15 protein-coding genes are annotated in these 13,145 nt (G+C 51.3%); 7 read left to right on the forward strand and 8 right to left on the reverse strand.

Annotated features, from left to right (window positions below):
* Positions 1-40: 40 nt before the first annotated feature.
* The 6 genes from serA to BLX24_RS12515 are packed head-to-tail and all read right to left on the reverse strand — an operon-like array spanning position 41 to position 4,478.
* Complete coding sequence (serA, locus tag BLX24_RS12490; RefSeq protein ID WP_071503472.1) at positions 41-1,945, reverse strand: phosphoglycerate dehydrogenase; 1,905 nt, start codon at positions 1,943-1,945, stop codon at positions 41-43.
* A gap of 18 nt (positions 1,946-1,963) precedes the next feature.
* Entirely contained in the window at positions 1,964-2,299 is a 336-nt protein-coding gene (locus BLX24_RS12495; protein WP_177225828.1) for a HepT-like ribonuclease domain-containing protein, read from the reverse strand.
* A 28-nt stretch (positions 2,300-2,327) separates the two neighbouring features.
* A complete protein-coding gene (locus BLX24_RS34055; protein WP_083421941.1) occupies positions 2,328-2,564 on the reverse strand; it encodes a nucleotidyltransferase family protein in 237 nt (78 codons plus the stop codon).
* A 9-nt stretch (positions 2,565-2,573) separates the two neighbouring features.
* Positions 2,574-3,608, reverse strand: a complete 1,035-nt coding sequence (locus BLX24_RS12505; protein WP_071503474.1) for a YheT family hydrolase — start codon at positions 3,606-3,608, stop codon at positions 2,574-2,576.
* A 54-nt stretch (positions 3,609-3,662) separates the two neighbouring features.
* Entirely contained in the window at positions 3,663-4,169 is a 507-nt protein-coding gene (locus tag BLX24_RS12510; protein ID WP_071503475.1) for a GNAT family N-acetyltransferase, read from the reverse strand.
* 9 nt (positions 4,170-4,178) lie between these two features.
* Positions 4,179-4,478, reverse strand: coding sequence for a putative quinol monooxygenase (locus BLX24_RS12515; protein ID WP_083421942.1), 300 nt, complete (start codon positions 4,476-4,478; stop codon positions 4,179-4,181).
* Between the two features lie 252 nt (positions 4,479-4,730).
* On the opposite strand from BLX24_RS12515, the gene BLX24_RS12520 reads away from it, so the two are divergent.
* Together BLX24_RS12520 and BLX24_RS12525 are read left to right on the forward strand one after the other, a co-directional pair.
* Positions 4,731-5,159, forward strand: coding sequence for a DUF6010 family protein (locus tag BLX24_RS12520; protein ID WP_071503584.1), 429 nt, complete (start codon positions 4,731-4,733; stop codon positions 5,157-5,159).
* Positions 5,160-5,324: 165 nt separating this feature from the next.
* A complete protein-coding gene (locus tag BLX24_RS12525) occupies positions 5,325-6,296 on the forward strand; it encodes an aldo/keto reductase (protein WP_071503476.1) in 972 nt (323 codons plus the stop codon).
* 193 nt (positions 6,297-6,489) lie between these two features.
* On the opposite strand, the gene BLX24_RS12530 is transcribed toward BLX24_RS12525, so the two are convergent.
* Positions 6,490-7,122 carry a pyridoxamine 5'-phosphate oxidase family protein gene (locus BLX24_RS12530; protein WP_083421943.1) on the reverse strand — a complete coding sequence of 211 codons (633 nt, stop codon included), beginning with the start codon at positions 7,120-7,122 and terminating at the stop codon, positions 6,490-6,492.
* Positions 7,123-7,208: 86 nt separating this feature from the next.
* Between BLX24_RS12530 and pdxR the strand changes: the two genes are divergently transcribed.
* Positions 7,209-8,687, forward strand: coding sequence for a MocR-like pyridoxine biosynthesis transcription factor PdxR (gene pdxR, locus BLX24_RS12535; protein ID WP_071503477.1), 1,479 nt, complete (start codon positions 7,209-7,211; stop codon positions 8,685-8,687).
* 52 nt (positions 8,688-8,739) lie between these two features.
* Positions 8,740-9,180, forward strand: a complete 441-nt coding sequence (locus BLX24_RS12540) for a VOC family protein (protein WP_071503478.1) — start codon at positions 8,740-8,742, stop codon at positions 9,178-9,180.
* A gap of 6 nt (positions 9,181-9,186) precedes the next feature.
* On the opposite strand, the gene BLX24_RS12545 is transcribed toward BLX24_RS12540, so the two are convergent.
* A complete protein-coding gene (locus BLX24_RS12545; protein ID WP_071503479.1) occupies positions 9,187-10,515 on the reverse strand; it encodes a rhamnogalacturonidase in 1,329 nt (442 codons plus the stop codon).
* Between the two features lie 70 nt (positions 10,516-10,585).
* On the opposite strand from BLX24_RS12545, the gene BLX24_RS12550 reads away from it, so the two are divergent.
* The 3 genes from BLX24_RS12550 to BLX24_RS12560 all read left to right on the forward strand — a co-directional run bounded on the left by BLX24_RS12550 (position 10,586) and on the right by BLX24_RS12560 (position 13,110).
* Positions 10,586-11,287 (forward strand): thioredoxin domain-containing protein, encoded by a 702-nt coding sequence (locus BLX24_RS12550; RefSeq protein WP_071503480.1) that lies wholly within the window; start codon positions 10,586-10,588, stop codon positions 11,285-11,287.
* 5 nt (positions 11,288-11,292) lie between these two features.
* Positions 11,293-12,228, forward strand: a complete 936-nt coding sequence (locus BLX24_RS12555; protein ID WP_229201782.1) for a helix-turn-helix domain-containing protein — start codon at positions 11,293-11,295, stop codon at positions 12,226-12,228.
* 96 nt (positions 12,229-12,324) lie between these two features.
* Complete coding sequence (locus BLX24_RS12560; protein WP_071503482.1) at positions 12,325-13,110, forward strand: crotonase/enoyl-CoA hydratase family protein; 786 nt, start codon at positions 12,325-12,327, stop codon at positions 13,108-13,110.
* The last annotated feature ends 35 nt before the right edge of the window (positions 13,111-13,145 follow it).

Raw genomic sequence — 13,145 nt, forward strand, 5'->3', positions numbered from 1 at the left:
AACACTATTCACTCAATCACTCAATCATTCAATCACTCAATCAGTATAAAAGTCTAAACTTAATCGTGTTGTCGATCGCTTTCAGTTCCTCAACGACTTCGTCTGAGTAGTTTTTGGCGACATCCGTGATTACGTAGCCGATATCTTCAGTTGTTTTCAGATACTGACCACGGATGTTGATGTTGTACTTGGCAAAAATGTTGTTCATTCTGGCCAGAATACCCGGCATGTTTGTATGAATATGCAACAGCCGGTGCGAGTCTTTCAGCAGAGGCAGTTGCAGTTCAGGGAAGTTCACGCTACCGTATGTACTGCCGTTATTGATATATTCCAGCAGTTTAGCCGGCACAAAATTACCGATATTCTCCTGAGCTTCTTCGGTACTACCACCGATATGCGGCGTCAGGATCACGTTTGGCAAACCGCGCAGTTCGTTGATAAACGCCTCGGCATTGGTTTTCGGCTCATACGGGAATACATCGATACCCGTACCGGCAACCTGACCCGACTTAATAGCCTCGACCAGCGCCTGAATATCCACGATATGACCACGGGACAGGTTCAGGAAAATGACGCCTTTCTTCATCAGGCTGAACTCACGGGCGCCGATCAGGTTTTTATTGTCTTTACGGCCGTCGGTATGCAGGCTGATGATGTCGGCAATGGCCAGCAGCTCGTCCAGCGACTTGCACTTACGGGCGTTCCCCAGCGACAGTTTGTCAACGACATCGTAGAAATACACTTCCATGCCCAGCGCTTCGGCAACGACCGACAACTGCGTACCAATGTTTCCGTATCCAACTAGGCCCAGTTTCTTACCCCGTACCTCGAAGCTGTTTGTGGCTGATTTGTCCCAGACACCTGCATGCATCTGGTTGCTCTTCGTCACTACATTCCGGATCAGCATAATGATCTCACCAATGGCGAGTTCAACCACCGAACGGGTATTACTGTAAGGCGCGTTGAAGACCGCAATGCCGCGTTCCGTACAGGCCTGCAGATCAATCTGGTTGGTACCGATGCAGAATGCTCCGACAGTCATCAGTTTATTGGCACTTTCGAGTACCCGGCGCGTTACCATCGTTTTTGAGCGGATACCCAGAATGTGTACCCCCTGAATGGCTTCGATCAGTTCGTCTTCATCGAGTGCTCCTTTACGTAGTTCGACCTGAAAACCCTCCTGCTCAAACAGCTGCAAGGCAACAGGGTGTACGTTTTCGAGTAAGAGCACTTTAATACGGCTCTTTGGATAAGAAAGACTGCGGCTCAATTTATTATCGAATAAAAAGTCGTCGAGCGACGGGGCGATGTGGTCGGCTTTTTCCACTACGCTTGGCCGCAGAACGTTTTCGGTGAATGCATAAAACTTATTGGCCAGGCCCGCTTCACGGATTTCATAATCCGTATAGCCATCGCCGATGACATAGATATCGCCGTCCAGCTTCATATCACGGATCAGCTTTACCTTGCCTTTATCGGTCGCCAGCGGGTTATCGCAGTCACAGCCGATGATATTTCCGTTCCCGTCATACGTAAAGGTATTGGCAAACACATGTTCCTCCTTAATCCCTAATGCGGTTACGATTGGCACGATAAACTCTTTGAAACCACTCGAAACGATAAAGATCTGCTCCGCATTTTCGGCCAGAAAGACACGGTTGCGCTGAAACGAATCGGAGACTTTGGTCATCAGCGTTTCAATCAGAGCCGGTAAATGATCCCGATGAGCGTTCAACAGTTTAAGCCTTAGTTCGAGCGACTGGGCAAGGGAGATTTCGCCGGCCATACCACGGTCGGTAATGGCCTTGATCTGAGCCAGCACATCGTCGCGGTCCGGGCGGCCAATCAGAGAGATTTCGCCCAAAACGTCGAGGGCTTCAACCTTGGTAAAGGTACTGTCAAAATCAATGACAAAATAGGTCTGTTCGAGCTGTTTGGTAAGCATATTAATTAGATTCCGTTATCACAGTGAGCCCATAGGATCACCATCTGGAAATTCTGTCTGTATAATACGTTGTAGCGTATCCCGCAGAGGTTGTAAATGAACAGTTATAATGCGCCACACAATTGTGTAATCAATACCGAAGTAGTCATGAACCAGAATATGTCTTGTCCGGATTACTCTGGTCCACTCTATATCCTGATGCTGGTCACGAAAGTCTTCAGGCACCGGGTTAGCAGCTTCGCCTAAAACCTGAACGTTGCGAACAACAGCATCACAAACCATTCTGTTACGCACAAAGGCATCAAATGTATACCCGGCAATGTATTCCTCAATTGCGGATACAGCCTCCAGCATATCTGTCAACAGAAGATAAGCCGATCGCCTAGACATATTGCAATTGACTCATAATAAATGGCATAAGCTTGGGCTTGATAGCTTGTCGTGTTACCAGATCCACCCGCTTCTGTAAAATATCTTCCAGCTCAATAGCCAGATCAATAAATTCGAAACCAACCGGCTGATTAAATTCCACAAGAATATCAATATCACTGTTTGCCGTTGCTGTTCCATCGGCATACGAACCAAATAAGGCATTGAACTTAAAGGATATTTGGTAAATAAATGTGCTTTATGAGCCTGTAAGGCTTGCCGGATTTGTTGCGCATCCATAATCACTATTATCTCTTAAGAACGCCAACGCTCTTTGTTCTGACCAGTATGTTCCCTGAATATCGGAGCCGGACGGAAAACCGCAGTGGCCGCCTTGCTCAGGAAACTCCATAAATACATTGGGTAGTTCCCGCGCTATAGCTTCCGGAAAACACTCGGGAGCCAGCATCGGGTCATTTTTAGCATTGATGAGAAGCGTCGGGATTTGAATTGAGCGCAAAAACTGAATTGCACTGTTGCGCGCATAATATTCTCTGGCATCCCGAAAGCCATGTAACGGAGCCGTATAACGGTCGTCGAAGTCTGCAAAGGTACGGATTCGGCGATAATGTTTTGACGAAATCTCGGTCGGGAACAGCTTTTCTTTTTCCAGGACCTTTTCTTTCAGATGCCGGAGAAACCGCCGCAGATAAATCCGGGAAAAGCCCCGGTTAATCATCTCACAGCTGGCCGCCAGGTCGATCGGGGCTGAAAAGGCAATGGCTTTTTCAACGGCCATATGCAGCGCCGGCCCGCGTTCACCGACATATTTCAGCGTCAGATTGCCACCCAGACTGTAGCCGATGAGCGAAATCCGGCTATATCCTTTCTGCATGGCATGCCGTACGACAAAGTCGAGGTCTTCGGTAGCGCCGGAGTGGTAAAAACGAGGCAACCGGTTCATTTCGCCGCTACATGAGCGAAAATTCCAGGCCAGACAATCAAACCCGTTTTGGGTCAGATGCCGGACCATACCGGTGATATACTGCCGCGTTGAATCTCCTTCGAGCCCGTGCGACAGAATAACCAGCTGTCGCATGGTTTCTGCCCGAAGCCCGCTGCCCTCATCTGCCTCTGCCCAGTCAAGATCCAGAAAATCATGGTCAGGTGTCTGAATTCGTTCACGCACATAAGACACCGCTACCTTCCGGAAAAGCGAAGGCACAATGGTTTGCAAATGGCCATTCCACAGGCGGGCCGGCGGACGATAACTTGAAGGCGCAATCAGGGGCATACCCAGCGCAGTTGATTAAGCTGCGAAGTTACGAATGTTCAACGAACCCGCGACCTACTTTTTCAGGATCCATTGCCAGATTTCCCCATCATCCGGGTCTTGTATAGTTCCATCAAACTTAAATCCTATTTTTTTCAGCAACCGGTTAGACGGATTCTGCTCAGGAAGCGTGTGGGCCATTACATTGCGGACTTTCGGCTGGCTCAAGGCAAAGGCTACCAATTCCTTAGCCACCTCAGTTGCCAGGCCTTGCTGCCGGTAGGGCACATATATTTCGTAGCCGATTTCAACCGTCCCGTCTTCATCGGGTAAACCTTTAAAGCCACCGCTGCCGATCAATACCTGATCGGCACGGTGCACAAAAATGTACATCCACCAGGGCGACAGCGAAGGCTTGCCTTTCAGCAAATGATACGTCGGCTCCAGGACTTCGGGAAACTCAGTCCAGTCGTCAGGAATCCGGCAGGCGACGGGGGCCGTCAGTTCCTGGTGTTTGTGGATCAACGCCTCCAGAATCGCCAGGTCTGCCGGAATCAGGTGTAATCGTGGTGTTGTTAACATATCATAAACTTAGAGTACGTCCAGTTGTCCGGCCGAAAAGGCCATGGGCTTATCAGCGAACAGCTTTTTGGTGGCGGCCCATGTTGTCCGGAAAAGCTCACTTTGCCGGTACTGTTCAAGGGCTTCAGCCGACTCCCAGCGGCTGTAAGTCATCCGGATATTGGGTTTATCCAGATCACAGAGCAACTCCAGATGCAAACACCCCGGAAACGCCCTGATTTGGTCTTTCGACTGCCCGAAAATAGCCATGAACTCGTCCAGTTTATCTTCCTGAAAGGTCATGCGTACAATTCTGATCAATGCATCCATGTTTTTGACGCTAAATAGGGAGACCATTGAGATGCCAATGGTACCCGGCAAAGCTCGTATTTTTTTACAGAATGCAAGCTATTTATCAACAAGCTACTTTTTATGTCTGCCTATGCCTAAAGCTATCGATTGAAAAATCCTGAAACTACCTCCGTATATCCTATCCGCAGTAACCTTCTATTAAGACCTTTGCATAACTGATTAATAAGCCTTTACGGCCTATCAGTTTTTATCAAATTAATGCAAAGTGTCATGTTACAACACGTTATTCCTGCCTTTGGGCTTATAAATGCGATTGCGGCAGTGGGTATTGCCTTGCTCTACATCACTGCCTTTTCACTGGTTAACGAACCGCAGCGACAACTCATTAACGCTCTGATCATTGCCGGTGCCGGTGCCGTTTACTGGAGTGGCGGACTGGGCGTGTGGGAGTTCCCGTTTGGCATAGTTATGCTGTGGGTCGCCTACCGCGGACTGGCCAGCTACACATTTATCGGAATTGGCTGGCTGCTGCATACCGCCTGGGATCTTGTTCATCACCTCTACGCCAACCCGATTGTCGCGTTTGAACCTTCCTCTTCGGCGGGTTGTGCGGTCTGTGACAGTATACTGGCGCTCTGGTTTTTCGCACAGGCCCCTTCGGTCTTCAGCTTTTTCAAACGACCGCTGCCCGACTCCTGAAATTGTGTGTACAATCAGTAAACGATTGGTTATACCAAAACAAACCAATGACTGTCAACTTATTAACCATCTTCTTTTCCGGAGCACACAATACAGGAAGGTATTGCCATCAACGTAAACGGCCAAAACCTGTTAGTTTTGCAGAAACGTTAAACCCTTTACCAAATGCAATACAGAACCTTTGGGCGCACGGGCTGGCAAGTCAGTGAAATCGGCTACGGCATGTGGGGCCTCGCCGGCTGGACCGGTGCCGAACGCGATGAAGTGGAACGCGCCCTTGACCGGTCTATTGAACTGGGCTGTAATTTCTTCGATACAGCCTGGGCCTATGCCGACGGTCTGAGCGAGACCATCCTGAACGGTACCATGAAACGGCACAGCGATAAACGCCTGTATGCCGCCACGAAAATCCCGCCGAAAAACCGGAAGTGGCCATCAAAACCGGAGTTTTCCATCGACGACGTTTTCCCGGCCGATTATATTGTTGAGTATACCGAAAAAAGCCTGAAAAATCTGGGTGTCGAAACCATTGACCTGCAACAATTCCACGTCTGGGAAGATGGCTGGGCCGAACGCGATGAGTGGAAGGAAGCCATTCAGAAGCTGACCAAAGAAGGCAAAGTACAGGCGTGGGGTGTCTCGGTAAACCGCTGGGAGCCGGACAATTGCCTCAATACGCTGCGTACGGGACTGATCGATGCCGTCCAGGTAATTTATAACATCTTTGACCAGAATCCGGAAGATCACCTGTTCCCGCTTTGCCGCGAACTGAACGTTGCTGTTATCGCCCGCGTACCGTTCGATGAAGGCACGCTGACAGGAACCTTTACCAAAGAAACTACCTTCCCGGCCAACGACTGGCGGTCGACGTATTTCGTACCAGAAAACCTGAACTCCAGTGTTGATCATGCCGATGCGCTGAAACCGTTAGTACCGGCCGGCATGAGCATGGCCGAAATGGCACTGCGTTTTATTCTGAGCAATCCCGATGTAGCCACTACGATTCCGGGCATGCGGAAAATCCGGAACGTTGAAGCCAACTGCGGCAGCAGCGACGGCGCGGGCCTGCCCGACGCACTGCTTCAGGAGCTGAAAGGCCACCGCTGGGACCGTACCCCGACGGAATGGAGTCAATAAAACAGTAGAAATACCTTCTCTTCAGCGCTAAATCGGCGAAGGGCTACCAGACTACATACAATTACATGTTTACCACATAGCCACATAGAGTTCATAAGAATAAAAATCTTTGTTTTCTATGTGGCTATGTGGTAAAAGTGTTTTATTGCTAAGCCCATTTCAAGGAAGGTAATACTGGCAAATAAGCAGTTTATCAGCCTTTCAGATAATCCGGCAGCGGCACATCCTTGATCCGCTTTTCATCCGGCACCGGCGTGTGGTAGGTCAGCGATAGCGGCACCACTCCCGCCCAGTAAGGTAACGCCAGATCCTCAGGGTCATCGTTAACACCGCCCGTCCGCACTTTAGCCGATGCCTCTTCGATTGGTATGGCAATCACCATGGTCTTCTTCATTTCACTGGCATTCGGGTGGCGGGTATCGGCCCAGCGCCCCGGCATGATCTGCTCCGTAATCCGTTCCAGTGCCAGCCAGCTTTCCGCCTCATCCTCAACCAGACGCGATTTACCAAATGCGACCACAGACCGGTAATTGACCGAATGACTGAATGCCGAACGGGCCAGAATCAGCCCGTCGATAAAGGTCACGGCTACGCATACATGGACACCCTTAGCCAGTTCCCGAAAAAAATGACTTCCGACCGAGCCGTGGATATAGAGCGTGTCTTCAATCCGGCAAAAAGCGGTCGGGATAATAAACGGCTGTCCGTCGATGCAATAACTGATATGACATACCAGAGCAGCATCCAGAATCGGATAAATGGTTTCGGCATCGTGAGCACCGCGTTTTGGCAGGCGGGTAAGTTTAGTCCGCGAGGTATTCATCATCGTTGTATTTGTTTTGATGCCACAAAACTATTTCTTTGCCGGACTACTACAGGCTACCAGTTTTTAAACAGTTGATAGTCCGGTTTATGCTACCTTATAAAACCCTGATCCCACTCGACCGGCAATCGGCAACGCTGATTACTACCCAGATTGCCAACACATTGATCCGGCTGATCCGGCAGGGTATTCTGCCGGCCAATACCAAGTTGCCTGGCAGCCGCGCTATGGCCGGCTTGCTGGGGGTGCACCGGAAAACGGTTATTACCGCTTTCGATGAACTGACGGCCCAGGGATGGCTCGTGCAGCAGCCTGCACGGGGCACATTCGTCAGCAGTGAACTACCCGACATCGCCCCCCGTCAGCTGACCGGCACACCCGCTTCGGCCGGTCTTGCCACAACCACCGGATACTCGTTCCGCATTCGGGAGCAGCTGACACTTCCGGTCCTCAAAAACACAAACATGCTGATGTTCGACGACGGCTTTCCCGACGTCCGGCTGGCTCCCACCGCGCAACTCGCCCGAAATTACCGGAACGTGCTACAGCGTAGTTTTCAGCAACGGTTACTGGGATATGCTGATACCAACGGTGACCTTTTTTTCCGGCAACAGCTCGCGCATTACCTGCACGACAGCCGGGGTATTCCGGCCTCGCCTGAGCATATCTTCACAACGCGGGGCAGCGTCATGGCCATTTATCTGCTGGCTCAGATTCTGCTGCAACCCAATGATATAGTGGTGGTAGGTAAGCCGAACTACCGGTCGGCCAACCTCATTTTTGCGGAGCGCGGCGCTACGTTGATTCACCTCCCCGTGGATACGCACGGACTGGATATAGATGCCCTGGAAGCACAGTGCCGGCAGCAGCCGGTCCGGATGGTGTTTGTTACTCCCCACCATCATCACCCGACGACCGTAACCCTCAGCGCCGAGCGCCGGATCCGGTTGCTGCAACTGGCCGAACACTACGGGTTTGTGGTTCTGGAAGATGACTATGATTACGATTTCCACTACGCCAGCAGCCCGATTCTGCCGCTGGCAAGCGCTGATGCGGCCGGTATGGTGGTCTACATCGGGTCATTTACCAAGTCGATTGCCCCCGCCTTCCGGGTCGGCTATGTGGTGGCGCCGCCAAACCTCATCGAAGCCCTGGGCTATTACCGGCGGATTATTGACCGGCAGGGAGATACAGTGCTGGAACAGGCCATTGCCGAAATGCTGGCTGAAGGCGACATCCAGCGGCACCTGAAAAAAGCACAGAAGATTTATCAGCAGCGGCGTGATGTATTCTGCGGACTCCTCCGCGACCGCCTCGGCGATGCGGTTTCGTTTACCATCCCCGATGGCGGAATGGCGGTCTGGACACGCTTCAACGACAGGATTGATCTGACCGCTTTGGCGGCGGCGTGCCACAAACAGGGACTGATCATTGGCAACGGACGTTTTTACCAACCCGACGAGCCCGTGGTCCATCACACACGGTTAGGCTTTGCGTCGTCAACGCCGGAAGAAATGGAGCAGGGAACACACATTATCCAGAAAGTATTGGCTACCTTAGTACCCTGATTTTACCCCAAATCCTGACTTTTGTTGACGCAGGAATGCGTCGGTTTTACCCATGAAAAAATTCCTCTTTGCTGTCCTGATGCTGACCGGCAGTCTGGCGTTCGGCCAGGACAAACTTGGCTTTACCGGACATAATCACGTGGCGCTGCACGTAAAAGACATTCAGACCAGTGCAAAATTCTACCAGGAAGTGGTCGGTATGAAGCCGATCGACGTGCCCCCTAGCCTGAAAGGCCGCCGGTTCTGGTTTGACCTCGGCAACGGTCAGCAGCTGCACCTGCTCGACGGCCGGACCGAAACCATTGTCCACGACCGCAACGGCAGCCACATTGCCCTGTTTGTTGAGTCGATGGATAAAGCCGAAGCGTTTCTGAAAAAACAGAATATCCAGTACCACAAGCAGGTACGGGTAGATGGGGTCCCGCAGATCTATTTCTCGGATCCGGACGGGTACCTCCTCGAAATCAACGGCGATACCCGCACGAAACTGTAGCCTCCTCTACTTAACGGGCTGCTGATTGACCAACACATTTCTGAGCGTGAACCCCTTAACGATGTCTTTGTTAACGGCCCCGTTTTTGGCTTCGATGGTCAGATTATCGAAGACAAAATCCGAGAGGTGGTTATTTTCGTTGATGGCCACATCGAAGAATATCTGACAGGTTAACCTGATGTTTTTCAGGCTGATGTGCCGGCAGTATTCATGCGGCGGATCCTGCCGGCCCTGCAAATCGAAAAACTGCGTCCATGGCTTTACGTACAGCAGGCTTTTGGCCTGACCCGTTATATTGTCGACCGTTACATATTCGTACAGTTGCGGCGTATCAGGGCGCATTTTGAGCCACAGTACCCGTTCAGCCTGATTGACGTGGCAGTTACGCATCACGATGTTTTTGTTGTGGATGGCCTCGCTGCCGCAGGTCAGCGCCGAGTGGCAATACCCGAAGTGGCAGTTTTCGATGATAATATTCGTGTTTTCACCGTTGTTTGGCACCAGATCGGCCCACGGTCCTTTCCCGCCTTTCAGCGCAATGGCATCATCATTGACCGACAGGTAGCAGCGGCTGACCAGTACATTGGAGCAATTGTCCAGATCAATGGCGTCGGTGCTCGGGGCTTTCACCGGCTGGTACGGCGAGAAAATGTGCAGATTCAGGAGCTTAACGTTGTTACACTGGTAGAAATGGTTTGTCCAGAAACCGGAGTTGTGCAGTTTTACATCTTGCATCTGCACATTGTTTGATTTCCAGACGAACACCAGGCGCGGCCGTGAGACCTCCAGATTGGTACAGTTCGGATTTTCTTTGCGACGTGCCCAGAACGCCTCCCAGTAGCGCAGACCGTTCCCGTCGATCTTGCCTTTGCCCGTAATCGTAAAACCGTCGACCTGATACACGTTTACCAGCGCCGCGAAATAGTCGAGGCTCTGTCCCTCCATCCGGGACGGTATTTTGGGGTAATTTTTGATCTCGTCCGAACCTTTCAGCACAGCCCCTTCGGCCAGGTACAGGTGTGTTTTAGGTTTAAAGAATAAGGCTCCGCTCAGGTAAGTCCCCTGCGGAATGACTACGACACCGCCCCCCTGCTGTGAAGCCGCATCAATTGTTTTCTGAATTACCGTCGTCTGAAGCACCGTACTATCGCCGACGGCACCGAAGCGGGTAATCACATATTGCTTCCCCAGCTTCGACAGCGGGATTTTTGTGGTGTCTGAAAACCAGGCGGGTATCCTGCTCCCATCCGGAAAAACGTTCGCCGGTTTCGTTTGTGCAAAAAGTACCTGATGAAATAGAAGAATACCGATGATTGCAATGAATTTTTTCGACATTTTTGATCTTATAATAGCAGAAAGACAAACAGCTGGATAAAAGTACATAATTCTAATCCGGTCTTTTACCATGAAATCAATATTCACCTTCCTTTTTCTCGGCCTGACGGCAGCTTGTTTCGCCCAGTCGCCGGTTTTGCTGACTACCGACCGGGCCGATTCGCTACTCAAGGCGATGCCGGCTATTCAGTTGCTGGACGTCCGGACTGCCGGTGAATACGCCAACGGTCACCTGAGCCACTCGACCAACATTGATGTGCGCGATGAAGCCTTTCTGGCCAAAGTTAAACAGCTTGACCCCAACAAACCGGTGCTGGTTTACTGCCTCGCCGGTAGCCGCAGCGCTAAAGCCGCCGGTCTGATGGCCAGCGCAGGCTTTAAGTCTGTGTATGACATGCAGGGTGGTTTTGCGAAGTGGACGGCCGCCAACAAGCCTGTCGAAGGCGGCAAGGAAGCGCCGGCGGGCGCAATGACACCGGAGGCATTCCAGAAACTAACGGCCTCGGCCAAACCCGTCCTGATCGACTTTTATGCCCCGTGGTGTGCACCCTGCCAGAAAATGTTGCCGACCGTGAATAAGCTGAAAGCCGAATTAGCGGATAAAGTGACGATTGTAACGATTGATTACGACAAAAACCGGCAACTGGCCCAGCAGCTCGGTGTCGATGAAATTCCTACGTTCCTGATGTACAAGGAGTCGAAAATCAAATGGCGGGGTATCGGCTACATGGACGAAGCTATGTTCCGCAAAACGATCGACGAGTATAAATAACACCGGTGGCGCGGAATGGTCTTCCGCGCCACCGCTTTGCCCTTGTCCGGATGCCGGTCCCCAAGCTCAACCCCTCTCAGTTTGATGAGTATTTGTTCGGTACCTGGAAGCCGACGGTTTCGGGTTTTTACGAACGCTTTCACATTGAGCGGATCGAAAACTACAAGGCTCATCTCAAACTACCGGTACTTCCCCACCGGCGGTCTGTCTACTTTTTCATTTTCGTCACCAAAGGGTTGGCTGTCCGTAGCAAAGGGCTAACCCGGTACGAGGTTGGTCCGGGCATGCTTTTTTGTCTGGCCGCCGACCAGATCACCTCGCTCGAGGCAATCTCTGATGATGTCGAAGGCTTTTATTGCCATTTCCGGCCCGAACTTTTTCACCATGCCCATTTACCGGTTAATCTCGAACAGGAGTTTCCTTTTTTTAGCCTGACCGCCGATCAACCGCTTATTTGCGTTCCGCAGTCTGACCGCCTCTGTGCCCTGCTCGACATACTCCTGGCGGAACGGCTACGTAATGACCCGGCAAGAATTCGCTTAGTAGCCCTTTACCTGACCGCCCTTCTTACCGAACTCAACCACCTTAACCAGTCCTTACCGGCCACTTCCCCAACGGCTGCCGCGGCGCTGACTCAGCGCTACAAACGGTTGCTGAGCGAACGGATTTATGAGAAAAATACCGTCAGCGAACTTGCCGCTATTTTAGGAATTTCGGCGAACCACCTCAACAAATGTGTCAAGTCTACAACAGGCAAATCAGCCCATGAGCTGCTGGAAGACATCCGCATTCTGGAGGCAAAAGTCCTGCTGAAACAAACCAGGCTGCCGGTTGCCGACATTGCCTTCAAAATCGGCGGCTTCGACCCGAGTGACTTCGCCCGTTTTTTTAAGACTAAAACCGGTTTATCGCCGAAATCGTACCGCAATCTGCCGGAATGATTGGTTTTGCATAGTCTACATTGCCTTTTCCCTACCCAACTTACCCTCATAAGTCTAAGTTTGTATTGAAATAAATCAATTACCCTGATTTAATTGATGCAATTACCAGTTCCCTTAACCTCTTCTATTTTACTGGAAATCAAAGAAAACATCTTGCTTATCGGGCTGAACAGGCCCGATAAGCGAAATGCCTTCAATGATGAATTGATTCTGGGCCTCGAACAAGTGTTTGAGCACATTCCGCCCAATATCCGCTGCGCAGTTATTTATGGTATCGGCAAACACTTTTCGGCCGGTCTCGATCTTTCTGAGTTGACAGAACGGGATGCCATTCAAGGCATTTTTCACTCCAGAATGTGGCATCGTGTGCTGGATAAAGTCCAGTTCGGGCCAGTACCGGTGCTGGCTATTCTGCACGGGGCTGTTGTCGGCGGTGGTCTGGAGCTGGCGGCTGCCTGTCATATCCGCGTTGCCGAAAACACTGCTTTTTATGCGTTACCCGAAGGGCAGCGGGGCATATTCGTTGGCGGCGGGGCTTCGGTTCGTCTGCCGAAACTGATCGGTATCGCCCGCATGACCGATATGATGTTGACTGGTCGCGTCTATCAGGCTGACGAAGGTGAACGCATCGGCATGGCTCAGTACCTTGTTGAGGCAGGCTCGGGCCTGGAAAAAGGCATGGAGCTGGCCCGGAAAATCGCGGCCAATACCGGTATGACCAATTATGCGCTCACGCAGGTATTGCCGCGCATCGCTGATTCCGGACAACAGGAAGGGCTGCTGCTTGAAAGCCTGATGGCTGCCATTGCCCAAAGTGCGCCGGAAGCCAAGCAACGCCTCCATGATTTTCTGGAAGGGCGGGCTAAAAAAGCCGGAGAATGATCTCTCCTTCAGTGTCGGACTTTTACTATAAATCG

This window comes from Arsenicibacter rosenii, from assembly GCF_001870735.1.
GTDB lineage: Bacteria > Bacteroidota > Bacteroidia > Cytophagales > Spirosomataceae > Arsenicibacter > Arsenicibacter rosenii.